20 protein-coding genes and 1 tRNA gene are annotated in these 26,205 nt (G+C 59.1%); 12 read left to right on the top strand and 9 right to left on the bottom strand.

What is annotated here, in order from left to right; translation table 11 throughout:
* Nucleotides 1-99: 99 nt before the first annotated feature.
* A complete protein-coding gene (locus NW818_RS08360) occupies nucleotides 100-420 on the bottom strand; it encodes an Hfq-related RNA-binding protein (protein WP_414415719.1) in 321 nt (106 codons plus the stop codon).
* A gap of 304 nt (nucleotides 421-724) precedes the next feature.
* On the opposite strand from NW818_RS08360, the gene gvpA reads away from it, so the two are divergent.
* The 6 genes from gvpA (at nucleotide 725) to msrP (ending at nucleotide 5,372) form a co-directional block, all read left to right on the top strand.
* Entirely contained in the window at nucleotides 725-943 is a 219-nt protein-coding gene (gene gvpA, locus NW818_RS08365; protein WP_011429717.1) for a gas vesicle structural protein GvpA, read from the top strand.
* Nucleotides 944-1,224: 281 nt separating this feature from the next.
* Nucleotides 1,225-2,256, top strand: coding sequence for a gas vesicle protein GvpC (gene gvpC / locus NW818_RS08370; protein ID WP_414424298.1), 1,032 nt, complete (start codon nucleotides 1,225-1,227; stop codon nucleotides 2,254-2,256).
* A 79-nt stretch (nucleotides 2,257-2,335) separates the two neighbouring features.
* Nucleotides 2,336-3,220, top strand: a complete 885-nt coding sequence (gvpN, locus tag NW818_RS08375) for a gas vesicle protein GvpN (protein ID WP_011433426.1) — start codon at nucleotides 2,336-2,338, stop codon at nucleotides 3,218-3,220.
* Between the two features lie 41 nt (nucleotides 3,221-3,261).
* Nucleotides 3,262-3,597: a gas vesicle protein gene (locus NW818_RS08380; protein ID WP_011433425.1), complete on the top strand. Its 336-nt coding sequence runs from the start codon at nucleotides 3,262-3,264 to the stop codon at nucleotides 3,595-3,597.
* A gap of 74 nt (nucleotides 3,598-3,671) precedes the next feature.
* Entirely contained in the window at nucleotides 3,672-4,091 is a 420-nt protein-coding gene (locus NW818_RS08385) for an LptA/OstA family protein (RefSeq protein ID WP_011433424.1), read from the top strand.
* Nucleotides 4,092-4,415: 324 nt separating this feature from the next.
* Entirely contained in the window at nucleotides 4,416-5,372 is a 957-nt protein-coding gene (gene msrP / locus NW818_RS08390; protein ID WP_414424299.1) for a protein-methionine-sulfoxide reductase catalytic subunit MsrP, read from the top strand.
* Nucleotides 5,373-5,389: 17 nt separating this feature from the next.
* Here msrP and NW818_RS08395 read toward each other — a convergent pair.
* The 5 genes from NW818_RS08395 to cysS all read right to left on the bottom strand — a co-directional run bounded on the left by NW818_RS08395 (nucleotide 5,390) and on the right by cysS (nucleotide 13,490).
* Nucleotides 5,390-5,463 (bottom strand) — tRNA-Arg (locus NW818_RS08395).
* Nucleotides 5,464-5,475: 12 nt separating this feature from the next.
* The gene (locus tag NW818_RS08400) at nucleotides 5,476-6,117 is read right to left on the bottom strand and encodes a ribonuclease HII (RefSeq protein WP_011433421.1); all 642 of its coding nucleotides are present in this window, start codon (nucleotides 6,115-6,117) and stop codon (nucleotides 5,476-5,478) included.
* A 35-nt stretch (nucleotides 6,118-6,152) separates the two neighbouring features.
* A complete protein-coding gene (locus tag NW818_RS08405; RefSeq protein ID WP_414424300.1) occupies nucleotides 6,153-8,324 on the bottom strand; it encodes an Rne/Rng family ribonuclease in 2,172 nt (723 codons plus the stop codon).
* 766 nt (nucleotides 8,325-9,090) lie between these two features.
* Complete coding sequence (locus NW818_RS08410) at nucleotides 9,091-11,754, bottom strand: TIGR03960 family B12-binding radical SAM protein (RefSeq protein ID WP_414424301.1); 2,664 nt, start codon at nucleotides 11,752-11,754, stop codon at nucleotides 9,091-9,093.
* 152 nt (nucleotides 11,755-11,906) lie between these two features.
* Complete coding sequence (gene cysS / locus NW818_RS08415; RefSeq protein WP_414416552.1) at nucleotides 11,907-13,490, bottom strand: cysteine--tRNA ligase; 1,584 nt, start codon at nucleotides 13,488-13,490, stop codon at nucleotides 11,907-11,909.
* Between the two features lie 340 nt (nucleotides 13,491-13,830).
* Between cysS and NW818_RS08420 the strand changes: the two genes are divergently transcribed.
* The 4 genes from NW818_RS08420 (at nucleotide 13,831) to NW818_RS08435 (ending at nucleotide 19,623) form a co-directional block, all read left to right on the top strand.
* Nucleotides 13,831-15,531, top strand: a complete 1,701-nt coding sequence (locus NW818_RS08420) for a LysM peptidoglycan-binding domain-containing protein (RefSeq protein WP_414424302.1) — start codon at nucleotides 13,831-13,833, stop codon at nucleotides 15,529-15,531.
* Nucleotides 15,532-15,623: 92 nt separating this feature from the next.
* The gene (locus tag NW818_RS08425; RefSeq protein ID WP_414330779.1) at nucleotides 15,624-16,949 is read left to right on the top strand and encodes an FIST N-terminal domain-containing protein; all 1,326 of its coding nucleotides are present in this window, start codon (nucleotides 15,624-15,626) and stop codon (nucleotides 16,947-16,949) included.
* Nucleotides 16,950-17,030: 81 nt separating this feature from the next.
* Nucleotides 17,031-18,563 (top strand): leucyl aminopeptidase, encoded by a 1,533-nt coding sequence (locus NW818_RS08430; protein ID WP_414330782.1) that lies wholly within the window; start codon nucleotides 17,031-17,033, stop codon nucleotides 18,561-18,563.
* 202 nt (nucleotides 18,564-18,765) lie between these two features.
* Nucleotides 18,766-19,623 (top strand): DnaJ domain-containing protein, encoded by an 858-nt coding sequence (locus tag NW818_RS08435; protein ID WP_414424303.1) that lies wholly within the window; start codon nucleotides 18,766-18,768, stop codon nucleotides 19,621-19,623.
* 103 nt (nucleotides 19,624-19,726) lie between these two features.
* Here NW818_RS08435 and NW818_RS08440 read toward each other — a convergent pair whose 3' ends face one another.
* The 3 genes from NW818_RS08440 to NW818_RS08450 all read right to left on the bottom strand — a co-directional run bounded on the left by NW818_RS08440 (nucleotide 19,727) and on the right by NW818_RS08450 (nucleotide 22,961).
* On the bottom strand, nucleotides 19,727-21,250 hold the full coding sequence (locus NW818_RS08440; protein ID WP_414407588.1) for an AAA family ATPase: 1,524 nt from the start codon (nucleotides 21,248-21,250) through the stop codon (nucleotides 19,727-19,729).
* A gap of 219 nt (nucleotides 21,251-21,469) precedes the next feature.
* On the bottom strand, nucleotides 21,470-22,516 hold the full coding sequence (locus NW818_RS08445) for a thiamine phosphate synthase (RefSeq protein ID WP_414350712.1): 1,047 nt from the start codon (nucleotides 22,514-22,516) through the stop codon (nucleotides 21,470-21,472).
* A gap of 109 nt (nucleotides 22,517-22,625) precedes the next feature.
* Nucleotides 22,626-22,961, bottom strand: a complete 336-nt coding sequence (locus NW818_RS08450) for a hypothetical protein (RefSeq protein ID WP_011433411.1) — start codon at nucleotides 22,959-22,961, stop codon at nucleotides 22,626-22,628.
* A 68-nt stretch (nucleotides 22,962-23,029) separates the two neighbouring features.
* Here NW818_RS08450 and NW818_RS08455 point away from each other — a divergent pair, with 68 nt between their 5' ends.
* Together NW818_RS08455 and NW818_RS08460 are read left to right on the top strand one after the other, a co-directional pair.
* On the top strand, nucleotides 23,030-24,280 hold the full coding sequence (locus NW818_RS08455) for a lipid-A-disaccharide synthase-related protein (protein ID WP_414424304.1): 1,251 nt from the start codon (nucleotides 23,030-23,032) through the stop codon (nucleotides 24,278-24,280).
* Between the two features lie 75 nt (nucleotides 24,281-24,355).
* Complete coding sequence (locus NW818_RS08460; RefSeq protein WP_414424305.1) at nucleotides 24,356-26,203, top strand: NAD(P)H-quinone oxidoreductase subunit F; 1,848 nt, start codon at nucleotides 24,356-24,358, stop codon at nucleotides 26,201-26,203.
* Nucleotides 26,204-26,205: the final 2 nt, after the last annotated feature.

Raw genomic sequence — 26,205 nt, forward strand, 5'->3', positions numbered from 1 at the left:
AGAAAACTGCCCTCAGAGGGAGACAGAAAAGCCCTGAGTTGTTGTAAAGATTTATTCAAAAATTGGGAAGAAGAGCTGTACAGGGATCCGGAGCAGTACTTAAGACTGAGGCCTGACCTTGATGAAAGCAATGGCAGACCGCCACAGCAGCGACTCCCGCCCCTCGGCATCGGCTAAACAGAGGCAATCGGGATCCTGCCAGCGCAACTGGCCGACGAAGACATCTCCGGTATTGAGTTTGACCTCGAGGGTTTCCCGATCCTTGATGACCTTCTGCAGGCGACGCACGCTCGGGATCCCGGTGTTGAAATCGGTCACGACAGCCCTATCAGCCAGCGAGAAACGGTATGTCAGCAAGCCCACTGCCCCCAGTATAGGGGATCCCTGCCGCTTCCCACTGCCCCTCCACCACACTTCCACAACTTGGGCTCAAAACTCGCCCTCATCTTTGCCCATTTTTTCTGCTGGCGAGTACTATGTAGGGGGGATGGCGCTTAGAAAAGCGGTAAACCTATCGAGTTCGCCGTCTTTTTTAAGCGAATCCACGGGTGTTCTCCCCGAAAAAAGCCAGCACAATAGGGCTAGGGTGATAGAGGGTGCGGCTGTCGCCCTAGGGAAGGTGAATCCTCAGCTGGGATCCCTTCTACATGCTATTTTGCCGCCGAGTTGTCTGTCCTTTTCAACCCTCATCAGTATCAGCAGTATCAGTGCAGGAGAGATCGTTATGGCAGTAGAGAAAGTGAACTCCTCGTCCAGCTTGGCCGAAGTGATCGATCGCATCTTGGATAAAGGTATCGTGGTCGATGCCTGGGTGCGGGTTTCTTTGGTTGGGATCGAGCTGTTGGCCATTGAAGCCCGCGTCGTTGTGGCTTCCGTGGAAACCTACCTGAAATACGCTGAGGCTGTGGGTCTGACGGCTACTGCTGCTGCCCCTGCCGTCTAAATCTGGCCCAATCACTCAATCCCCTTGCCTTCAATACCGTGATGGTTTGACGGGTCATGGGTCTTGGGCGGGGGTCTGGAGCTGGCCGCTGTGAAGGCTCTCGGAAAGCGAGGCAGGGATCCACCTCTGGTCTCTGCCTTGCTCTCATGGGTTTCGTTCAGGGATCGAGTCTTGCAGACGTGTTGGGCTGCAGACTGGCATGATAGCTGGATATCGAGTTTGAAGGGGCAGAGAAGCTGTATCCACCCAAGCATTGAACACGACGTAAGGGATTGAACACCATGAGTTTGCAGGAACAATGGGCCATAGCTCGCAGCCGGCGGGTGACTCAAAACCGAAGTTTGTTAAGCCGATCCCGGCAGCAGCGCCTAGAGCAGCACCAAGCCCTGATGGTTGAGCTGGGGCAGCGCCGCCAGCAACGACAAGAAGCAATACGGCACCAGACGGAGCAAACCCGCAGCCAATTGCAGAAACTGAGGCAGGAGCGGGCTGTGAGGCGCTCCCTGGACGAATGCTCCCGTTCGGAAGCGGCGGCTCAGCGGGCCAAGTCGGTGGCAGAGAGTCTGGCTCGCCTGGAGCAGGAACGGGCTGCTCAATTGGAAGCCAGCCGGCAGCAATTGCAGGCTTTCCAGGCCAACTTGACTGCGGCTGTGGAGCATTTGCTGAGCACCTATACGCAGGCTCGGCAGGCGATGGCCGACAAAACTCAGCAAGCGCGGCAGTCTTTTTGCGCCGATTTGCGGCAGTGGGTACAGGCTCTCCGGCAAATGGCTCGACAGGAGCTGGCTCAGATGGCTCAGGAACAGCAAGCCCAGGCCCAGGCCCTGCGGGGATCCCTGGCCACTTTCCGGGCGGAGTTGCATAAGCAGGTGTGGGGCAATGGGATCCCTGTCCTCGCCCCAGAACCTGAGGTCTCCATTTCCGGTGAAGGTTCTGGCAGTTCCGTTGAGATTGCCGGTGAGGCGCCAATATCTGCCTCTGACTCAACGCCCATAGCCGAAGACCAAGCCCCGGTGGAGCCGCCTGCTCCCGTCTCTGTTCCCCAGCCCCAGCCCTCGGAGGGTTTAATAACGCCTGAACCCCCTGAAGTTCCGCCTACTGTTGAGAAACAGGTGGATCCCATCCTTGACTATGTCAACAAGTATGTGAGTGATCTACAAGCGCAGGATCCCAACTTGACCCTGCTGCAGGTAATTGGGGATCGGGAACGGGTGCGGGATTTGTTGGCCCGCGGCGCGGTGGATCTGGGGTTGGATCCCTCGGAAATCTTGGCTACGCTGCGGCGCATGGTGTCGGGGACGGTCGCAGTTTAGTTGTGCCGAGCGCAGGGAGAACATCCGGGCTATAGTCAAGGCAAAGGAGTCTAGGGCAGCAAAGAGGTTGAGTATCTCCATGGCCACGGTTCTGCAGGCGCGTCCCCGCCAGTTCGTGAACACCCCCTATATTGAGCGGATTACTCGCCGCGCTTTGCGCTATTTGCAATCGGGCTTTGCGGTGCACTTGCGGGGGCCTTCGGGTACAGGCAAAACCACTTTGGCGATGCACCTGGCCAGCCTGCTGGGCCGCCCCATCATGCTGATCTATGGGGATGACCGCTTCGATTCTTCCGACCTCATCGGGGGGCGCACCGGTTTTACCCATCGGCGGGTGGTGGACAACTTCATTCACTCGGTGGTGAAGACGGAGGAGGATGTGCAGCAGCGCTGGGTGGATGCCCGCCTCACCTTGGCTTGCCGAGAGGGGTTTACCCTCATCTACGACGAGTTCAATCGCTCCCGCCCTGAGGCCAACAATGCTCTCCTGAGTGCCTTGGAGGAGAGGCTGCTGGTGTTGCCGCCGGACAGCAACCGCTCGGAATATCTGCGGGTGCATCCCCAGTTCCGGGCCATTTTTACCTCTAACCCGGAGGAATATACCGGGGTTCACAGGGCCCAAGATGCGCTGCTGGATCGGATGATCACCATCGATATGGGGGAGCCGGACATCGAGACCGAAAAGGAGATTCTCACCTCGCGAATAGGCTTATCCGGCCCCGACGCCCTCAAGATCGTCCACATTGTGCGGGCTTTTCGCCGCAAGTTGGATCTGACGCGCCACCCCAGCCTGCGCAGTTGTTTGATGATCGGGCGCATTGTCAAGGAACATGAGCTGGCAGTTAGCAAAGAGAATGCCGATTTTCGCGCTTTGTGTGCGGATGTGCTGTTGCCCCGGGCTGGCAAGCGCTATGAAGAGGGATCCCAGCTGCTGAATTATCTGCTAGACCAACTGCCTGGCTGAGTCTTTTGCCTGTTGGTACGCTTTGGAGGTCGATTAACCCTGTGCCGATTAGCTCTCAACCCTTGACCACGGCTACTCATGGCTCCTCGCTGGCCGATGTGCTGGAGCGGGTGCTGGACAAGGGCATTGTGATCGCCGGAGACATCACCGTTTCGGTGGGCAATGTGGAGTTGCTGAATGTGCGCATTCGCCTGCTGATTTCTTCGGTGGATAAGGCCAAGGAGATCGGCATCAATTGGTGGGAGTCGGATCCCTACCTCAACAGCCAGGCGCGGGAGCTGCTGGAAGCCAACCGACAGCTCATGCAGCGGGTTGCCGAATTGGAAAGACAGCTTGCCCAAGCTCTGCCCCAGGGGGGAAAGGGAACGGACCCATAGGCTGCCCCCCGCCATTGTGACCTGGATTGACGGGCTAGACTGGCTGCTGTGGTGGTTTGACGGGGTGATGGGGCATGGCTTTGGAGATGGCGTTTGACCGGAAGGGTTGGCAGCGGCTAGGGACGCTGGGCTGGGCTGTGGGTGTGGTGCTGGCCCTTGGAATCCCGGCTTGGGGTCAGAATCCCCGTGCCATCAGCATCAGCGCCGATGTGCAGGAGGCCAACGCCAACACAGGGGTTTTTACGGCCATCGGCAATGTCACCCTCAGTTTTCCTGCCGAGCGGCTTACGGCCCGCGCCCAAAGAGCTGTGTATTACAGCCAGGAGCAACGCATTGAGCTGGAGGGCCAGGTCATCATCAACCAAGGGGAGAATCAGTTGCAAGCAGAGAAGGTCATTTACCACATCGACAAGGGCACCATCCAGGCAGTGCCATCGGCAGGGCGGCAAGTGGAGTCCATCTACGTTTTGCCGGAGCCCAGCTCAAGTCCTTAGCTGATCCCCACACTTTTTTCCAGCAGCACGGACTCAGCCAACACGGCTATACCGTGATTTCGTCACCGATCATCCCAGCCTGCAGGGTTTCCCTCACCCCCAACCCCTCTCTCAAAAGGAGAGGGGAGCCAGGGACAGACATAACAAATCGTTTCATTGCTGTTTGAAATGACTACATTTGAAATGACTACACATGGGGCAGCGCTGGAAACGAGCTCGGGGAATGTCGGCTTAGATCCGTTTAGGATGTAGTAATTCATTTAGGATGTAGTAGTTCGGGCGGCAGACTTTTTCCCTGACTCTGAATCAAAGGATGGCTGATGGATGTTCGGGATCCGAGTTCCTCACCCCTGGCAACGAGAGGCACAGGTCACTCCAGAAGAGATGTTTTTCAGCCGGCGGCAATTTCTAGCGCAACTGGGATCCGTTGGGGTGGGAGCCAGTTTTTCTATTTTTGGGTTTGGCAGCAGGGGAGCTGCTCCCTCGGTAGAACGAGAGCTGAGGGGGATCCCACTCAACCCCCACTTTTCGGATGTGGGCAGGCCCGTCACCGAGGAGATTGTAGCTGCTCGTTACAACAACTTTTACGAGTTTGGCTCCGGCAAGCGCATCTGGCGGGCTGCACAGGCTTTGCCCACGGATCCCTGGACTGTCGAGATTACCGGGCTGGTGCGGCATCCTCAGCGGTTGGGCCTGGAAGATCTGTTTAACTTCCCCCTCGAAGAGCGCATCTATCGCTTTCGCTGTGTGGAAGCCTGGGCGATGGTGGTGCCGTGGTTGGGCTTTCCGATGCGGCTGTTGCTGGAACGGGTGGATCCTTTGCCGACGGCTCGATTTGTCCGCTTCACTTCCTTTTACGATCCGGAAATTATGCCTGGCCCAATCTGGCCCCCCAACTTGCCTTGGCCCTACACGGAAGGGTTGCGGATCGAGGAAATGGCCAACGAGTTGGCCTTTTTTGCCCTCGGCATCTATGGCAAGCCGTTGCCCAAACAGCACGGAGCGCCAATTCGCATGGTGGTTCCCTGGAAGTATGGCTTTAAAGGGGGAAAATCCATCGTCAAAATCGAGTTTTTGGATCATCAACCCTCTACGTTTTGGAATACCCTCGCCCCTGAGGAGTATGGATTTGAGGCCAATGTGGATCCTAGGGTGCCCCACCCCCGCTGGTCACAGGAGCAGGAAGTCTTGATCGGTTTCGGATCCCGTTCCCAGTGGCAAATCGTTCCCACCTTGCCCTACAACGGGTACGGAGAGTATGTTGCCCACTTATATGGCTGAACTTATATGCCTGAAGACGCCCACGAAAGGATTCGAACCTCCGACACCTGGGACCGGAACCCAGTGCTCTAGTCCACTGAGCTACGTGGGCAATGCAACTGCATTAACCATCATATCTGCTGACTTTCAGTTCTGCCAAGGGGGCAAAGCTGCGGCGGTGCTGCGGGGTGGGCCCCAAGTTCTGCAACGCCAGTCGGTGCTCCCGCGTGCCATAGCCAGCGTTGGTGCGCCAGCCGTAGCCGGGGTACTGCCGATCCCAGCTCTGCATCAAGGCATCTCGCCAGACTTTGGCCACAACTGAAGCAGCGGCAATGGAGAGGCTGATGTGATCCCCCTTGACCAGGGCCGTTTGCCGGGATCCCAGCTCGGCCAGCGGCAATCCATCCAGCAAAATGTGTTCGATTGGATCCAACTTGGCCAAAGCCCGCTGCATGGCCAGCACCGTGGCCTGGCGAATGTTGAGCCGGTCGATCTCAGCAGCAGAGGCACTGCCAACGCCCACAGCCAAAGCCACCTGACGAATCCGTTCCGCCCATTGAGCGCGTTGCTGCGGACGCAGTTGTTTGGAATCCCTCACTCCCTCCAGTTCTTTGGGATCCATCTGGGCCGGCAAAATTACCGCCGCCGCCACCACTGGCCCAGCCAGGGCTCCCCGCCCCACCTCATCCACCCCCGCCACCCGCAGGATCCCCTGCTGCCAAAGGGATCCCTCCCAGATCAAACTCGGCCTTGCCCGCTCCACCATACTCCCATGCCTGCCCCTGGGCTTGAGAGCAGCGCCTAACTGCTGCGGGAGCGCCGTCGCCTGGAGGCTGCTGGAGATTGCTGGGCAGGGCTGATCCCCAGTTCCGCCGCTGGCTCGGCCAAGCTGCTCTGCACGGCTGACGGGAACGATTCAGCAGAGGAGATTTCGGGTTCCGAGGGTTCGGGTGGAGAAACGGTATCCAGCGGCTCCTTCTCCTGCAAGGCATCCGGTTCGGGCGCCAACTCCTCTGTCTGAGAAGTTGCCTCAGTCTCCATCCTGGGCGGACTTTCCGCCTCTAGAGTTCCCGGCAGAACCACCCTAACCGCCGTGTCTCGGCCCCAAGGCGGCGGCTGGTCAAGCAGCAACAGCGGCGACAGCCCCAACTCCGAGTAGACCCGTTGTTGTAACGGGGTCATCTCCACGGTGACGGTTTGCCGTACCGGAGCCGGACGGCCTTCTGAGGACTCCGTCCCGCTGGCGCGAACGGTGCGGGCTGGGGAAGTGTGATCTTTGCGTGAGGCGGATTCTGCCTCTTCCCCAGGGCCAGAACGGCGGGGTTCTTGACGCTTTAGGTCTGCTCCGCCCCCTGGCAGTTGCATCGGCTCTGGGGCTTCCTCTTCTACAGGAGTATCCAGGCTCCGGGCAACGAGGCGCTGGCCAGTGCGGGGATCCCCCCAGTCTTCACGGGGACGCTTGCGTCCCGTTTCAACCCGTGGCTCTTCCTCCAGATCGTCTGAAGTCGTAAAGGGATCCGGGCTGGGGCGTCGTTGTCCGGGGGCAGATCGCGACCGCCGCAGCAGCGCACGGCTATCGCCTCGAGACAGCCCATCGCTCCCCACTCGCAGGCGTGCCCGTTGGGGGTTGCCATCGCGGGGCAGGATCGGGCCGGCCTCTTCCTCATCCCCTCCTTCCGCCTCGGTGGGTAGCGTTACCGTCAGGCCGCTTTCTATTGTTAACAGATGCCCTGGCTCGGCCCCCGGCAAGCGGGCTAGGATCCCCAGCCCCTCACAGGTGGGGCAAGAATAGCCGAAGATCTCGTAAAGGCTTTGCCCCTGCCGTTTGCGGGTGAGCTCCACCAGCCCCAATTCCGACAGTTGGACCACCTGTGGGCGAGCTTTGTCGCTGGAGAGGGCCTTGTTAAAATGCTCCAAAACCAGCAACTGGTCGCGGCGGGAATCCATATCGATAAAATCCACCACGATCACACCGGCAATGTTGCGCAGCCTCAATTGGCGGGCGATCTCGGTAGCCGCCTCACAGTTTGTCCACAGCACTGTCTCCCGAGAAGTGGCCGATTGGGTGAAGGAGCCCGAGTTAACATCAATTACCGTCAGGGCCTCGGTGGGCTCGATGATGATGTAGCCACCAGAGGGCAGATCCACCCGTGGCCGCAGCGCCTGCCGAATAACCGCGTTGACCCGAAAATACTCCAGAATGGGGGTGGGCTCGCGGTGGGCATCGACAACGACACCGGGGGGCATTTGGCCCTTGTTCCAGCCCTGCAGATAGCTACGGACTCGCTTCGCTCCTGCCGCAGAGTCGGTCACAATACGGTTCACATCGTCGGAGTAAACATCCCGCAGCACCCGCTGAATAAAGTCGTCATCCCGGTTGAGTAGCCCCGGCCCCCGTGCTGCCTGATACTGCTGTTGAATATCTTCCCAGAGTTTCTTCAATTGCTCCAGGTCGTCGATCATCGCTTCTTCGGACACACCTTCCGCTTCGGTGCGCACCAACAGGCCCATCTGCGGGGGTTTAATCAAAATGGCCAGCGACTTCAAACGGTTGCGTTCTTCTCGATCCTCGATGCGGCGGGACAGATGAACGCCTTTTCCGTAGGGTCGCAACACCAAATACCGCCCTGGAAAGGCCAAATCTCCGGTAAGCCTTGGCCCTTTGTTGCCGGTAGGCTCTTTCATCACCTGTACCAGCACCTTTTGCTGCGGCAAGACCAGCTCAGAAATCGAGGCATGACTTCGCTTGAGGCGCAGCGGGCCCAGGTCGCTGACGTGGATAAACCCATTGCGCTCTGCAGGGCCGATGTTGACGAAAGCGGCATCGATGCTGGGCAGAACGTTCTCGATGATTCCGACGTAAACGTCTCCCACTTGGTGAGCGCCGCTGGCGACGATCAGCTCCTGCACTTGATCTTCGGCGAAGACGGCTGCCACTCGATGTTGCTCGGCAATGACAATCTGCCTGGGCATTAACTTCCCTCCCCGCCCCAAGGGCACGCGGTTACGGGTTGAACCCTCATTCTGGCGAGGTGTTGTCCTTTTGCTGGGATCCGCTTAAGTTTCTTTGACCAGGATTGACTCATCATGGGGCTGTCCATTACCCTCAGCTCTGCTTTGACGCTTGGCTTTGTTTCCTCTCCAATGGGTGAGGTGAGTTTAAGTGCATGTGAACTACCCAATGCTGGCTCTGGTGGGTACAGCGGGGGGCTTCTGCTGATTGGAAGGAAAACTCATCGGATGGGATGAATGGATTCGGTGAGGTTTGCATGGAGATTCATGGATGGGCTCAATCGATAGGCTCAGGGAGCAAGACGGCTCCGCCTCGGGAGATCGAACGCTGGCCCATTGCAGAACCCCAGTTGTGCGGCCCAGCCTGTTCGCGAAAGCGTCGCGTAGCGATAGTCCACAACAAGACAGGGTTTGCGCGCGGAAAGAAGCACCTTCTCAGGGTAAAATTTTCTGGTTAGATCTGGGCTAGGTCGAAGAGGCACACTTTTCTGTTGCACCTATCGACTCGACCCCATCACGCCTGTTACCTGCCCTGGGTACTGAGTTAAGAGTGTCTCCATTCCAGAATCCGGCCCAGCTTTTGCCTGCTGCTCACCCCGCCCTTGGTCAAGTTGATGCTTGGCGAGCCCCACAGCGGCAGGAGCCAGCAATAGCAGCATTATAGCGCTTGTGGGATCCCTCAGCCCAGACAGACCCTTAGCCCTTGGGTTGCTCCCAGAGGAAGTGCTCAATCTGGATCGGCTAGGGGGTTCTCCCACAACAGGCGCAGCCGCTTTGCCGTCTGTAGTGTCCAGTGGGGCAACCCCAATGACTCGGCCATTTGAACCAGATGGGTGGGCCGCAGGTAGGCACCGTCGTTGCGGCAACTGCCCCGGTAAAGGAGGCAAGCGCTGCCCTCGGGGGTCAGGCCCTGAAACTCTAGGTAGTAAAGCAGGGCGCGGGCATTGAAGGGAGAGGACTTGCCAGACTTGGAGGTTTTTTCAATCCAGATTTCCTGCGCGTCTAGGATCTGGGTGACCCAGGCAGGCCAAGAGGACTCCGTCCCGCTGCCGTGAACGGCTTTGGGCAACTCGCAGCTCACCGTGAGCTGATATTCGGCGGCGTAAACGGCTGCGGTGGCAGAGGGATCCCGAAGGCTAATTTCTTGGACGGCTTGGATGGGGATCTCCGGGGGCAGCTGTTCGCTCAGAAGGGCGCGCAGTTTCTCAGGCGTCAGAGGACCTTCAGGCCGATCCAGCAGCTCCAGATCCAGGATTTCGCCATAGCCTTCCTGGCCAATGGGCAGAGCGTTGGCGTTGGCCAGGCGGGGCATGGGGTGGTAGCCGCCGCTGAAGGCCAGAGGTAACCCCGCTCGCCGACAGGCCCGTTCCCACAGGCGCATGAGATCCAGGTGGCCCAGCCAGCGCAGATCCCCGGTTTTGCCGTAGGTGATGCGGAAACGCTGGGCAGGTGGCTCCGGCTCCAGGGGATCCGGGGTGGGGGTGGGTTTGCTCTGCAGGGGCGGGACGGGCGGAGGGGGAATGACGATGTTGTGGCCGAAGCCGGGGCCGCAGATGCCGCAGGCGGAGCAGCCCTCGAAGGAGCAGTCTTCCACGGTGAGGGCTTCCAGGGCGCGGCGGTAGTCTTTTTGCAGCCATTTTTTGTCGATGCCGGTATCGATGTGATCCCAGGGCAAGGGATCCTCCAGGCCCAATTCCCGGATGGGGAGACGGGCGCAGAGGGCGACCGGATCGGCGGCAGGATCCACCTCTTCGCCGCAGTAGGCCCTCACCCAGGCAGCGTAGGCGGCGTCGATGTTTTCCCACCAGGCATCCATGCCGGCACCGGCCCGCCAAGCCCGCTCGATCATGCGGCCTAGGGAACGATCCCCTTTGCCGATGAAGTCTTCCAGGATGCTGAAGCGGATGTCGGTGAAGTGGGCTTTGACGCCCCGCAGCCGCCGCAGCTCTTTCTGCAGCAGGGTTTGCTTGCGCTGCACGTCGGCGTAGTCCACCCGGTGCCACTGGAAGGGGGTGTGGGGCTTGGGGGTGAAGTTGGAGAGGGTGAGGGTAAACTCCACCCGCTTGCGACCCAGGGCTGCACATTCTCGCTGCAGCATCTCGACGGTGCGGGCGATCCCCAGGACATCGGCGTCGGTCTCGCCGGGCAGGCCAATCATGAAATAGAGCTTGATTTTGTCCCAGCCCTCTTGGACGGCGGTGCGAATGCCGCGAATCAAGTCGGCATCGGTGAGGCCCTTGTTGATGATGTCCCGCAGCCTTTGGGTGCCAGCTTCGGGGGCAAAGGTGAGGCCGGAGCGGCGGGATCCCTTCATGATGGCGGCAATTTGCTCATCAAAGCGATCCACCCGCTGGCTGGGCAGGGAAAGGGCAATGTGTTCTCTGAGGAGACGGTTGTGCAGCTCCGCTCCCACCGCCGGCAGGGAAAGGTAGTCGGAGCAACTGAGAGAAGAGAGGGAAAATTCGTTGTAGCCGGTCTTGCGCAAGCCCTGCACCACAGCCTCCACCACTGCTTCCGGATCCACATCCCGCGCTGGGCGGGTAAGCATTCCCGGCTGGCAAAATCGGCAGCCCCGTGTGCAGCCCCGCCGCACTTCCATCACCAGGCGGTCGTGGACGGTTTCCACCAAAGGCACCAGGCCGACGGAGTATTGGGGTTGAGGCAGGGCCACCCGACGGCGGACGCGCTCCGGCACCCCAGGCACGATGGGCCGCGGTGGGATCCCCTCGTAAAACTGGGGCACGTACACCCCCGGCACCTGGGCCAGCTCCAGCAAGACCTCTCGGCGGGGCTTGGACAGGGATCCGGCCAGCACTTGGCCAATTTCCGGCAGCACCTCTTCCCCATCTCCGAAGACGAAGAAATCGAAAAAGTCGGCAAAGGGCTCCGGGTTGGAGGTGGCGGTTGGCCCACCGGCAAAGATCAGAGGGCACTCTTCCGGGGTGAAGGGTTGCCGTTCCCACCACTTGAGCGGGATCCCGGCTAGGTCCAGCATCTCCAGGATGTTGGTGCCCCCCAGCTCGTAGGCCAGGCTGAAGCCAATGATATGGAAAGCGCGCAGAGGACGGCGGGATTCCACGGCAAAGAGGGGGATCCCCAACTGCCGCAGGCGGGCCGCCAGATCCGGGCCTGGCAAGTAGGTGCGGTCACACAGTTGATCCGGCTGGGCGTTGAGGATGTTGTAAAGGATGAGGTGGCCTAGGTTGGAAGCTCCCACCTCGTACAACTCTGGATAGCTCAGCACCCAACGCACCCGTGCCGAATCCCAAGGACGGTGGACGGCGCCAAACTCTTTGCCCAAGTAGCGGGCCGGCCGCTGAATCTCAGGGGTGAGCAGGCAATCCAGATCGATGGGACTCAGATCAGTTTGCGCGGTAGCTGGAGAAAGCATTGAGATCCGCCGAGACGTTGACACAGTCACTGATCTGACTCTAGCCGAACTTTTCCAGCAATCCAAACGAAGGGAGAAGCACTTTGCCCCTCTGAGCCCCTAGGTTACAGCCATATCCATTTTGAATGAGCCCGAGGAATGCTCCTCAACCCCTATTCTCGCAGCCAACGGGTGGTGCCATCTTTTTGATCGATGAGGGTGATGCCGAAGGCTTTCAACTGATCCCGAATGCGATCGGCTTCGGCAAAGTTTTTGGCCTTGCGGGCTGCCGAGCGCTGCGCGATCAGCTCCTCGATTTTTTTAAAGTTAAGTTCCCCATTTGTAGCTGCTTCTTTGGATCCCTCGAATTCAGAGAATGAGGGCCAACAGAATCCCAAAGTAGCCAAAATCTCCAGCAAGGCAGCGCTTTTTTGTTTGAGGGCCTGGGGCTCCAGATGGGTTTGGCCTTGATGGGTGAACAGGTTGTGTTCGCGGGTGAGTTCTTTGGCCAATTCAAAGGCGATAGCCAGCGCTTCAGGGGTGCCAAAATCATTGTCCATAGCAGCTTGAAAGGCTTGCATGGCCTCAGCATCAGGGGATCCCTTTTCTTCTTTGCAGAAGTGCTGGGCACAGTGGATCCCTTTCTGGAGGGTTTCCCAGCCACGGCTAGCCGCCTGCATGGCTGCCTCGGTGAGATCTATGGGGCTACGGTAGTGGGTCTGCAACAGAAACAGCCGCAAGGCCATGGGGTGATAGACGGCGAGGGCCTGTCGCAGGGTGGTGAAGTTGCCCAAAGATTTGGACATTTTCTCGCCGTTGATGTTGAGAAAACCGTTGTGCATCCAGTACTTGGCCATCGGCTTGCCGGTGATTGGCTCCGATTGGGCCAGCTCATTTTCGTGGTGGGGGAAAATCAAATCTGCCCCGCCGGCGTGAATGTCGATGTGATCTCCCAGGGTCTCCCGCACCATGGCGGAACATTCGATGTGCCAGCCCGGTCGCCCCCAACCCCAAGGGGAGGCAAACCCCGGCTCAGAAGGGGGGGCCGCTTTCCAAAGGGCAAAGTCGAAGGGATCCTGTTTCTCAGCTCCTTCTTCTCCTACCCGGCCACTGGCTCCCGCCTCCATCTCCTCCAGTTTTCGACCGGATAGCTGGCCGTAATCCGGGAACTTGCGGACAGAGTAGTAAACAGAGTACTGAACAGAGGCGGGGGTCTCTGGCTGGTGTCCCGCTTGCAGGAGGGAAGACGGGTCGGTCTGGTGTCGAATCGGATCCCGTACCCGGTAGGCAAAGCCTTTGAGCTCCAAAGATTGGATCAACTGGAACATGGCTTGCAGCGATTGCGTTGCCCTCGGGTAGAGATCGGCCCGCTTGATGTTCAGGCGATCCATGTCCTGGAAATATTCGGCGATGAAGCGCTCCGCCACTGCTTGCATGGATTCGCCACGTTCCAACGCCCGCTTGAGGATCTTGTCGTCCACATCGGTAAAATTCTGCACATACTTCACTCGGTAGCCGCGCCACTCCAAGTAGCGACGCACCATGTCCCAAACCACGTAGGTACGCGCATGGCCGAGGTGGCAGAGGTCGTAAACCGTTACACCACAGACATACATCCGCACCAGGGGCTTCTCCCCCGCAACCGGAGCTGCGGATCCCTGGGAATTGCCGACGGAAACGGATTGAGATCCACCTGCTGCCAGCGGCTGAAACACTTCCTTGCGGCGAGTCAATGTGTTATAGACAACCAAATCCATGGGTATCCCTAGTTTGTAGTTTCAGCTACAGCAAAACAGGCTTTGTCTTCCAAAAAAAGACGATGGCGCACTTTGTCTTGAATCGGATGAGGCTCGACAAAATCTCAACGAGCCAAGGGCTGGAACCATTGTGAGGCAAGCATTGTGGCTGAAATTACCTGCCAAGACTTGTCTAGATTTGTTAACTACGGTACTCTAACCTGAGTGCGAGTCAGCCTGTTCATTAGCGAACTCCACTCCGGCTTGAGTCACCCCAGGGGTGCTCGGTGCCAAGGGGCTTGTGCCCCTCATTTTGACATCTTCTTCTCTTGCACTCTAGTGTCAGCCTGTTGGTGTGAGGATGCCTTTAAAACCCACTTTCCCCAATCCCCAAAACGGGGAGCTGGATTTCCGCGGTGCTGCCGTGAGCACCCTTTCCCCCCCACCCCCAAAGGGCTCGGCAGGGATCCCTTCAGAACAGTCCTGGACTTCTGCGGATTCATCTGCCGAGGAAGCCTATCTTCTGGAGTGGGCTCCAGCCCCTCTCTCTGGGCGGTCGAAGCCAAGATGGGTTGGTTTGGCCCTCTCTCTCAGCTTAACGGGCCTGGTATGGCTTCTGAAGCTGGAGGCGGATCCCTGCGCAGAAGCTGGGGAAGAGCAGCTGCCGGCCACCCCCAGGTGCCCAACCGAGCCTGAGACAGCCCATCCAGAGCCGGGGGATTCTGCTCCTGCGCGTCGGGGATATCCGGCTTGGGCCACTGGTCTTTTGCTGATGCTGGGCTTGGCCGGAGTCGCTACCCTACAGCAGCGACAGTTGAATCGCCCCCTGTCTCCGGCGGTAGAGCCGATCCCACCCTCTGTGCATACGCTATCTGGCGCTCTGCAGCAAAACTACGAGCGGAAAAAGGAGCAGCTGCGCCAAGCCTTCGCAGAAGGGCGAATCCCGACAGGAGAAGGGCCCAGAGGCATTCTGGAGCATGAAATTCAGCCGGGGGAAACCCTCTGGCAACTGACCCAGATGTATCAGCTCGACGCGGCTGCCATCACCGTCTCCAATGGTATTCAGGCCAGTACTGAGCTGAAGCCGGGGCAAGTTCTCCTCATCCCCAGCCAGCCGGGATTGATCTACACCGTCAAGCAGGGAGACACACTGGAGGACATTGCCAACCGCTACCGAGTTCCCCAGCAGCGGATTATCGAAGCGACTCCTCTGGATCGCCCGGAATATCTGCGCATTGGCCAACGCCTGCTCATCCCCGGCGATGTGGGCGAGTTGATCCAGCGTCAGAAGGAGATGATCGCTGCCCAGAAAGCTCGCGAAGAGGAAGAGCGCCGCCAGCAAGAGGAGGAAGCCCAACGCCAAGCCGAAGCCCAAGCTCGATTACAGGCGGAGCAGCAACGCCGGGCCCAGCAAATGGAACAAGAACGGCAGGCCCTCTTGGCCGGTGGATCCCTGACCCACACAGTTGGAGCCGGTGACACCATCGAACGGATCGCCGCCCGCTATGGGGTAACTCAGCGATCCATTATTCAAGCCAACAACTTGCGCAATCCCCACTGGCTGCGCATTGGCCAACGCCTTACGATTCCGGCGCCGGGTACGCAGCCCACCCCTGCTCCTGCCCGACGAGCTCAGAGCCAGCCACAAGCTCGGCCAGCGCCCCCTCCAGCTCCTCCTCAGGCCCGCAGCAGTGGGTTTATCTGGCCGGTCTCCGGGCAAATCACCTCTGGCTTTGGCTACCGTCGCGGTCGCCTTCATGCAGGGGTAGATATTCCTGGCCCCGTGGGATCCCCCATTGTAGCCGTTCAGGAGGGAGTGGTGATCTTTGCGGGGAATGGCGGGGATGGCTACGGCAATCGGGTGGATATCCGCCATCCCAACGGAATTGTTACTCGCTATGCCCACGGCCATCAGATTTACGTTTCCACAGGCCAGTACGTGCAGCAGGGGCAGACAATCATGAGCCGCGGCAGCACTGGCTGGAGCACAGGGCCGCATCTGCACTTTGAAGTCCGCCCCGGCGGGGGCGCGCCTGTGGATCCCCGGCCTTATCTGCCCTGATCCTGTCTTGAACAGAGACCGTGCAGAACAGCCAGCCCGGCCATAAATTGCTAGCCTAAAGACAGCAAACTCCAGACCGTAGGAACACGCCGATGCAGTGGGTGAACGCGCTCTCCCAGCTCCCTTCCCTAGAAGCGGCTCTGCGGCAGGTGGTGGAGGAAGCCAAGGCCAAGCTTCAGGCAGCCCAACTGAAAAGTGTCCTGAGTCGGCAGGTGCAGACGGTGGGATCCGGTGGGTTGCCGGGGCTGCTGACAGGGTATGTTCCCTCTCAGCCTCTGCGGCCCAACTTGGGGGTTTTGTTTGTGTCGGCGGCCTTTGCCAGCGAATACATCCGGGTGTTGCCACTGCTGTCGGAGCTGCTGGAGGTGGACGTTTTGATCGGCTGCTCCGGCGGTGGCATTGTGGGTGGCGGGCATGAAATTGAGGATGGCCCGGCTCTCTCCTTGTCTTTGGCGGTCATGCCGGAGGTGGTGCTGCATCCTTTTCATCTGCGGGGGAACCAATTGCCGGACTTGGATGCGGCTCCTTCTGCCTGGGTCGATTGTGTTGGGGTTTCGCCGCAGAGCAAGCCTCATTTTCTGCTCTTGGCCGATGGATTTTCCTCTGGCATCTCAGAGTTGCTGCAGGGGTTGGATTTCGCCTATCCGGGATCCGTCAAAGTGGGGGGATTGGCCAGTGGGGGCCGCGGCCCTCGGGGCAATGCTCTGTTTTTGCTGGATGCGCGTACCCTCACACCTCGGCGGGAGCTGTATCGAGAGGGCACAGTGGGGCTAGCGCTCTACGGCAATGTGGTGCTGGATGCAGTGGTGGCCCAGGGGTGTCGCCCCATTGGGGATCCCTTGCGGGTGACGGAAGCAGAGGGGAATGTGATTCTTGGCTTGGAGGGTCGCCCTCCTCTAGCGGTTTTGCAGGACTTGGCAGAGCGGCTCAGTCCCGTGGATCAGCGATTGGCCCGCCACTCTCTCTTCATCGGCCTGCTGATGGATGAGTTCAAGTCGGAGCCGACGCCGGGAGATTTCCTCATTCGCGTAATCTTGGGCGTTGATCCGCGCGTGGGGGCGCTGGCCATCGGGGATCAGGTGCGCCCTGGCCAGACGGTGCAATTTCATCTGCGGGATGCCCAGACTTCGGCAGAAGATCTGCGTTGGGCCCTCAGCCGCTATTGTGCCGAGCGCAACTTGAGGCAAAGCCCCTCTCAACCGAGGCCGGAGCCTTGTGGGGCGTTGATGTTCTCCTGTTTGGGGCGAGGCAAGGGCCTGTACGGCACTCCCGATTTTGACTCGCAACGTTTTCGGGAATTGCTTGGAGAGCTGCCCTTGGGGGGGTTCTTTTGCAATGGTGAGATCGGCCCCGTTGGGGGATCCACCTTTTTACACGGCTACACTTCCTGCTTCGGGATCTTCCGGCCCGCCCACTAGAGGGGGGATCCCTTGCCCTAAGAGCCGGCAAAATTAGATAGACTGAGGATCTGCTGTCAACAGCTTGGTCAAGGGTTTCTCATGCAGCTTCATCTTAGCGAGCCGCCACTCACTCAAGGGGAATGTGCCCTGGTCTATTGCTTTGCCGCTTCCGGCGGGAATGGCCGCTTTCCTCTGCCCCCTGAGATCGCCTCTTGGGATGAAAAGGCGTGGTCGGGGCTGGTGGCGGAAACCGTTCAGGAGCAGGGGTTTCAGGGGAAGCCGAATAGCAGTGTTGCCCTGCGCCTGACAGGAGAGATCCGCAAACTGGTGTTGGTGGGGCTAGGGGATCCCGCGGCCCTAACGCTAGAAGCCCTACGACGGGCCACAGCCAACGGCCTGCGCCAGGCTCACAGCTTAAAAGCCAAGCAGGTGATGCTGTCTTTGCCGGAGACGGGGTTGGATCGGGTGCGTGGGGTTCAGGCGGTGGCCGAAGCCTGCCTACTGGTGGCGCACCGGGACAATCGGTTTAAATCTTCAGCCAAAGGGGAAGAGGAAAACAGCTTTTCTGTGCAGGAAGTAACTCTCTTGGTGCCGGGGTTGGCCCAGGCCCGTTCTGACTACGAGGCCGCGCTGCGGCGGGCCATTGAGATGGCGGCAGGAACCATCTTGGCTCGGGAATTGGTGGCTGCCCCCGCCAACATTGTTACTCCTCTTGCCCTGGCCGATACCGCCCGCCAACTGGCCCAGGAATATGGTCTAGAGGTGGAGATTTTGGGACAGGAAGAATGCGAGGCTCTGGGGATGGGGGCTTTTTTGGGTGTGGCCAAAGCCTCTGACCTGCCGCCCCAGTTCATTCACCTCACCTACAAGCCGCCACAAGGGGATCCTGTTACCAAATTGGCCCTGGTGGGCAAGGGGCTGACCTTTGATTCCGGTGGGCTGAACATCAAAACCGACTCCCGCAGCATCGCCATGATGAAAACCGACATGGGGGGAGCAGCGGCAGTTTTGGGAGCTGCACGGGCCCTAGCCGCCCTCAAGCCGCAAGTGGAGCTGCACTTCATCGTCGCTGCCACGGAAAACATGATCAGCGGCCATGCCATCCACCCAGGGGATATCCTCACCGCTTCTAACCAGAAGACCATTGAGGTCAACAACACCGATGCAGAAGGCCGCCTCACCTTGGCAGATGCCCTGGTGTTTGCGGAAAAGCTGGGCGTTGATGCCATCCTCGATCTGGCTACCCTGACCGGTGCTTGTGTGATTGCTCTGGGGGAAGAAATTGCCGGCTTGTTCACCCCAGATGAGACGCTGGCCCAGGAGCTACAGCAGGCTGCCAATCTTTCCGGCGAAAAAATCTGGCGCCTGCCGCTGGAGGAAGGCTACTTCGAGGGTCTCAGCTCCATTGTGGCCGACATGAAAAACACTGGTCCCCGCTCAGGGGGATCCATCACCGCTGCCCTGTTCCTGAAGCAGTTTGTGGAGAAAACCCCTTGGGCCCACCTGGATATAGCAGGCCCCGTTTGGACAGAGAAGGATGCAGGCTACAACAACAAAGGGGCCACCGGTTATGGGGTGCGCACCCTGGTGGAGTGGGTCTTGGCGCGGCAAGCCGCAGCAGCTTGCTCATAACCCCGCCTTTCTGGACGTTGGGCCTTGAAAAAGCATCTACTGAGGGAGGAGCCAAGGGCTGCTTGGCTAGAGCTGTCCGATCCCTGAAATAGGCTTAAAAAAGAGTCTAGGTATTGAGTAGCACTTTGCAAGGCTTCCCCTCAGGGAATAGGATCCCCGCATCAAAGTAGCTGGCACAAGGCCCCCTGCGCCGGATCCTCCCATGAAAGACCTTTACCGCGAGCTGGAATTACAGCCCAATGCAACTCTAGAAGAAATTAAAGAGAGCTACAGGCGGCTTGCCAAAGAATACCATCCCGATAAACTTCACCCAGATACACCTGTTAAGGGGCGGCAGTACATTGAGGAAAAGTTTAAGTCTATTCAGGAAGCATACTCGGTCCTGAGTGATCCTGTGAAGCGAAAAGCCTATGACTCCCAAAGGCTTTCCCAGACTTCGCCCACAAAACGGAGCGGGTATGACCAAGACTTAAAAGCAGAACGCGGTTACAGCACACAAGATGGCAAACCTTGGCCCTTTGACTTCGACAAGATAAAGGAAGCTGCAGAAGAGATAGAACGTCGTAAGAAAAACATCGAGGCCAACTATAACCAAAGAGTAGAGCAAGTTAAGTCTGAGTTAAGGAGAAACTTGATCTCTATCGGAATAAAACAAGAGGAAGCTAAAATTGATCATACCTTTGCCACCAAAAGTGACACTATACTGGGTGCCCTCTCGCTTTTAGTCCTGAGCTTGTTCATTGGTGCCTTAAGTAGCTCAATCGGGCTTGTGCTCTTTCTAATCTCAGTTATTAGTCTTTTTATGGCCATTTTTGATAAAGGATATAGCAAGTCGCAAGTTGAGAGCGCTAAGAAGCTACAGGAAGAGGCAAAATCAGTAATAGCCCAGATAGAGAAAGATAGGAACTCGAAGCTTTCCCAGCTTGAGCTTCACTGTAGAAGTAGGATCGATCATTTTAAAGCTGTCCCTATCGAATCTATATCCCCATTTTATAAGTGGGCTGAGTGGGGAGGATCAGCTATTTTTGCTAACTGCAATGAAGGAAAAGGCAGATGCTAAAAGCCTAGAAGAAAACTTGAAGATAGCGGCTGGAGTTGCTGTGGGTATTGGCATACTAGCCGCCTTATTTGGGCTGGGAGGTGGATTTCACCCATTCTGAATCTCAAGAAGAGGCAAAACACTGCTTCATCTCCTGCAGCACTTGGGCATCTTGAGAGGCCGTTCTGGCACCGGCTTGGGCGGCCCAGCACTTGAGGCTTTCGATTTGGTCGCGGGCAATCGAGGCCAAAGGCACGGTTTCGCGGATGGCCTGCAGGATATCCTCTTGGGTAAAGTCCCGCCGGGCGCCGCTGCCACTGCCCCCAAAGGCGTTGTACATGGCATCTACGATGGCTTGCTCGATCTCGGCCCCGCTGAAGTCCTGAGCTGCGGCTGCCAAAGCTTCCAGGTCAAATTCTCGCAGGCGGCTGGGGCGCAACCGCTGCAAATGCACCCGGAAGATCTCTTTGCGCTCAGCGTGGGTGGGCAGGTTCAAGAAGAAAATCTCGTCAAAGCGGCCCTTGCGCAACAGCTCTGGCGGCAGCAGCGGCACGTTGTTGGCAGTGGCCACAATGAAAACGGGGCTGGTCTTCTCCTGCATCCAGGTAATCAGGCTGCCAAACACCCGGCGGCTGGTACCAGAATCTCCATCGGCACTGCTGGTGATGTTGCCAAAGGCTTTGTCGATCTCGTCGATCCAAAGCACGCAGGGGGCCATCGCCTCTGCCAGTTGGATCATCTGCCGCACCCGGCTTTCCGACTCGCCGACGATGCCGGCAAACAGACGCCCGGCATCCAATCTCAGCAGGGGCAGCCGCCACTCATTGGCGATGGTCTTGGCGGAGAGGGATTTGCCGGTGCCCTGGATCCCGACCAGCAGCACGCCTTTGGGGTTGGGCAGGCCATAGCGCCGCGCCTCTTCGGTAAAGGCTTCCTGGCGCACCCGCACCCAGGCCTTGAGATTATCTAGGCCCCCCACACTTTTGAGGGTCTCGCGGGCGGTGAAAAACTCCAGGATGCCGGTTTGGCGGATGGCCTGCTTTTTCTCCTCCAGCACCAGGTCGATATCGGCTTCGTTGACCTCCTGCTTGGCGGCCAAAGCGCGGGCCAAAACGCGGCGGATACGTTCTCGGCTCAGTCCCTGACAAGCTTTGACCAGTTGCTCGCGGGCCAGAGGGGTGAGCTTGAGTTTATCTGGGGCCACGTAGAGCTGGATGAGGCGGCTGATCTCTTCGCTGTTGGGCAGGGGAATATCGACGACGGTGATCTCCTCCGTCAGGTCGCTGGGCACTTCCAGGGTGTGGCTGAGCAGGATCAGCATCTTGCGGGTGCGCTTGAGCTCGCGGCTGAGGTTTTTCAGCTCCCGGATGATGGGAGCGTTTTTGTCGCTGGTGGCGTTGCGCAACACAAAGTGCAGATCCCGCAGCACAAACAGGGTGTCCTCGTTGGGGGCAGAGCGCCACACCCGCCCCAGAGCTGCCATGATGGAGCCCCGATCCTCGCCTGTATCCTGCCAGCCCCGCACCAAGTCCCAGAACAACAATTGCCGCGGTGGGTCTGTCCGTCTGGCTACTTGGGTTAGCACGGCATCGGCAGGCTCTTCTTCTGGAGAGACCAAGTAAACCAGGGGGTAGCGGGCCCGGATCATCAAATCCAGCTCTGTCACCAGCCCTGCTTGCAGCTCCGCCGGGATCTCGACCAGGGCAGGATCCCTGCTGTCTGGATTTGTTTTTCTTGCGGCTTCTGTCATCGCCTCTGGAGTTTAGAACATCCTTACTTCATCTTCCTCTCACTTGTTCAGAAACCATTTGGATTGGAACAGCCAATAAGCAGCAAAATGCTCACGGTTGAGCTTCACGGTTGATCTTTAGGATAGGGCAGGGATCCCTTGCAGTTCGGCCAGCATGGTGCGGGCTGTCTGGGTGGGATCGGCAGCTTCCATCAAAGCCCGCACCACAGCTACACGGGTGGCCCCAGCTCGACGCACCTCGGGCAGGTTGTGGGGATCGATGCCGCCGATGGCAAACCAGGGCAGGTGGGCTTTCTCGGCAGCCAGGCGCACGTACTCCAGGCCGGCAGGGGGTTTCTCCGCTTTGGTGGGGGTGGGGTAAACGGGGCCGACGCCAATGTAGTCCACGTCGCTGTTCAGGGCTTGGGCCAACTCCTCGGCATTGGTGGTGGACAGGCCAATGAGCCGCTGGGATCCCAGGAGGTGCCGAGCTTGGGCGACCGGCAGATCCGTCTGGCCCAGGTGAACCCCATCAGCCTGGCTGACCAGAGCCAAGTCCACCCGGTCGTTGACGATCATCAGCGCCTGGTAGCGGTCGCACAGCTGCCGCAGCTGTTTGAGATCCCGCAGCATCTCGCCGTCGGGGAGGTTTTTGCGGCGATATTGCACCAGGGTCACCCCGCCCCGCAGGGATTTTTCCACCACCTCTAGCCAGTGGGGCACAGGGCTGGTCACCAAGTAAAGATGGGCTGCCAGGAGACGCTGCCGCAGGGATCCGCCCAGCAGTTCACTTTCCAAGACGTAGAGCCGATAGCGCATGTCTTTGGCCAGCTTGGCCAGGCCAGGGGCCACCCAGTGGTGGGATTCGGCCAACTTGCCGTATTCTTCTAACACCCGCAGGGCTTCTTGCACACGGCTGCAATTGGCTTGCAAGAGGTGGCGGAGATCCCGCCGTTGCTCCTCTTGGGGGTGGGAGATCTGGGTGCCTGGATCGGCGGGGGTATCGCGGGCCAAACGCAGGGGATCGCTGTGCCAGCGGGCTAGGGCTTGGCGCATGGCCTTGCATTCGGCAGAGAGCTCTCCCTCTTCCAGGCCGAAACGAAACCATTCTTCCAATACCCGTAGTCCTTCACGAGCTCGATCGAGGTTGGCATCCAGAATACGGGCGACGGCCTGGGGTTTCATGTTCCCTATACGTGGGAAGAGAGTTGCTTAATTTTTACCAAAAAAATGCGCCTAAAGCCCCGTCCTACCCTTAGCCGGAAGCAAGTCAGTATGGTGGAGAGTAGTCAATTCACTGTAAATCGGAATGGTTTCCCTGAGGCTGTCCTTGGCCCTGAGGAGAAAGAGGGTGATGCCATAAGGCGTTAAGAAAGGCTTGCTGCGGCGTGTGTCCCCAGGCGAAGGCCCGTGGGCCGGCCCCTTCCGGCAAGTAGGCCCAAGCATAGCGCTCGCAGGCGGGAAAGTAGCGGATCTCCCACCAAGTTCCCCCTACAGGCACATCTTTCACTGCCCGCAAGAAAGGGCCGCGATGGCGGGCGAGGCGCTCTTCTATAAAGTAGGGGCCTTCCAGCTGAAGGGCTTCTACCGCTGCAATAAGCTCGGCTCGTTGTCGCTCATTTCGGATCATCTCCCGGGTTCCCCTCTTGGATTGGCTCTATTCTATGAGGAGATTTCTGGTGAGCTGGGGGATCCCTCTTGATTCAGCCCAGATTGCGCCTACGGCAAGCTGTGGAAACCCAATGGAATCCAACGAATCCACCGCAGGTGCTGTGTCTGAGCAATGGACACGGGGAAGATGAGGTGGGCAGTCGCCTTGCTGTTGCCCTAGTCCAACTGGGGATCCCGGTGCAAGCCTTGCCGATTGTGGGAGAAGGGACAGCCTACCAACGCCAAGGGATCCCCCTGCTGCCCATTGCCCAGGTGATGCCGTCGGGGGGGTTTATTTATCAGGATTGGCGGCAGTTGTGGCGGGATTTGCGGGCCGGTTTGCTGGGGCTGACGGGGCGGCAATTGGCGTTGGTTCGGCGGGCAGCAGCCCAGAGGAACCTGGTGCTGGCCGTGGGGGATATTGTGCCCTTGCTGATGGCGTGGTGGAGCGGGATCCCCTACGTCTTTGTGGGCACGGCCAAGTCGGACTATTACTGGCGAGATGAACGGGGGCCCTACCGACGCCCCTGGATCCCTTTTGGGCAGCCGATTTCCGATTACCTGCCCTGGGAGCGCTGGCTGATGGCCCACCGACGCTGCCTGGGTTCTTTTTTGCGGGATGAGCTGACGGCTACAGCTTTGCAAAAACGGGGCCTAAGGGCCTTTTACCTGGGCAACCCGATGATGGATGGCCTAGAGCCACGCGGGACATTGCCTTTGGATCCCCACCGACCGGCCTTGCTGCTCTTGCCCGGATCCCGTCCGCCGGAAGCCTATCGCAACTGGGCCCTGATGATGCAGGTGGTGGAGCGGCTCCCAACGGAGCTGCAAGTCTATGCTGCCCTCAGCCCCAACCTGGAGCGAGACCCGCTTCAGGCTCGGATCCCATCTCAGCGCAGCGATGTGCTTCTGGTTTGGGGGGACTTCGGGGCCTGTGCCCAACGAGCAACAGTGGTGCTGGCCATGGCGGGAACGGCCACCGAGCAATGTGTGGGCTTGGGAAAACCGGTGGTGACCCTGCCGGGAGAAGGGCCCCAGTTTACCCCGCGCTTTGCTGAAGCGCAGACCCGTCTTTTGGGATCCGCCGTCCATTTGACCTCAGTGGAGCAGGCTCCCGCTGTGATTGGCCGAATTCTGGAACGCCTGGCCGCCGATCCCAACTACGTGGTTGAGTTACAGGCCCATGGGCGTCGCCGCATGGGATCCCCAGGAGCTGCCCGGCGCATTGCCACTCAACTTCGAGATTGGCTCCGGCCAGCCGGCCCGACTTTGGAACCGTTCGAGCCAGGTATATCGTGAAATAGAGAACGAGCGATTCAAAAGCCTGACTGATTTCCGTTGGATCCAGTTTTCCGTTTTATTTAGCATTTAATGATGTCAAACCTTTTGGGGTTGGAGAGCAGTTGGTGGATCCCTTGCTATGGGTGGGCGGGAACAGCTTTGGCCATTCCCTGGGCAACGGGGTGGGTCAAGCGTAGTGGCCCGCGTCCGGCAGCTTACCTCAACATCCTTCTGACTTTTGCCGCCTTTGCCCATGGCCTTTGGCTGTTGCGGCAGGTTTGGGGTCGGGATCCCCAGATCCTGAACTACCTCTGGTTTCGGGTGGCCGATCTGGATTTGACTCTGTCTTTGGAGATCTCGCCTCTGACAATGGGGGCCGTCGTCTGGATCAGCGGTTTGAGCTTGCTGGCCCAGATCTATGCGCTGGGGTATTTGGATAAGGACTGGGGCCTGGGTCGCTTTGCCGCTCTAATGGGCTTTTTCGAGGGGGGAATGACAGGGATCGCCCTCAGCGACTCGCTGTTTTTCAGCTATGCCCTGCTGGAGATGCTCACCCTTTCCACCTATTTGCTGGTGGGCTTTTGGTACGCCCAGCCTCTGGTGGTGACGGCGGCGCGGGATGCGTTTTTAACCAAGCGGGTAGGAGATCTGCTGCTGCTGATGGGGGTGGTGGCAATTTCCAACTTTTCTGGGGCCTTGACGTTTTCTGACCTGCGGGACTGGGCGGCTACGGCCAGCTTGGATCCGGCTTGGGCGGCTTTGATGGGGTTGGCTTTGATTGCAGGGCCTTTGGGGAAATGCGCCCAGTTTCCGCTGCACCTGTGGCTGGATGAGGCGATGGAAGGGCCTAACCCGGCCTCGATCCTGCGCAATTCGGCGGTGGTGGCCTGCGGGGCTTTTGTGCTGATTAAGCTGCAACCGCTACTGGCCCTGTCGCCGATTACGAATGGGGTCTTGGTGGCCATCGGCACGATCACAGCCCTGGGCGGATCCCTGGTGGCCTTGGCGCAAATCGATATCAAACGCACCTTCTCCTACTCCACGAGTGCCTACTTGGGGTTGGTGTTTATGGCAGTGGGGATGCAGCAGCCGGATTTGGCCCTGGAGCTGCTGCTCATGCACGGCTTGGCTAAGGCGCTGCTGTTTATGGGGGTGGGATCCCTCATCTACACCACCTCTACCCAAAACCTGACGGAATTGGGAGGGTTGCGCAGCCGTATGCCGGCCACAGTTGCCGCCTTTGCCGTGGGATCCCTGGGGATGGTGGCCCTGCTGCCGCTGGGGTGCTTTTGGACGCTGACCCGCCTGGCGCTGGTCTACAGCGGGGTGCAGCCGGCCCTGGTGGGGGTGCTGCTGTGGGTAAACGGGCTGACGGCTCTCAACCTGGCGCGGGTGTTTGGCCTGGTCTTTTTGGGATCCCCTCAACCCAAAACCCGCCGGGCCCCTGAGGTGGGCTGGCTGATGGCTCTGCCCATGGGCATCCTGACGGTGCAAACCTTGCTCATGCCCTGGCTGTTGGGGCGCTGGGGGCTCTATCCCGACTGGAACCCGCAGCTGAGGTGGATGGCGGCTCTGCTGACGGCTGCTGGGCTGGTGGGGGCAGCCATTGGCGGCTGGCTGTACTGGGGGGACCAACGGAGGGTATATCTGCCCTGGCCGGAGCTGCAGGATCTGCTGGCCCACGACTTTTACACGGGGCACCTCTACCAAGCCCTGGTGGTGCAACCGGTCAGCGCCCTCTCCCGCGGATTGGAGTGGCTGGATCGCAACGGAGTGGACGGCTTGGTGAACGGGGTGAGCCTGGCCTTTTTCTTCAGCGGCGAAGCCCTCAAGTACACCCTGTCGGGGCGGATGCAACTCTATGTGCTGGTGATTGTCATCGGGATGGTGTTGGTTACAGCTTGGCTACTGCGTTCGCCCCATTTGGGGTTGGCCTATTGATG

Source organism: Synechococcus sp. R6-5 (genome assembly GCF_047461775.1).
Lineage (GTDB): Bacteria > Cyanobacteriota > Cyanobacteriia > Thermostichales > Thermostichaceae > Thermostichus.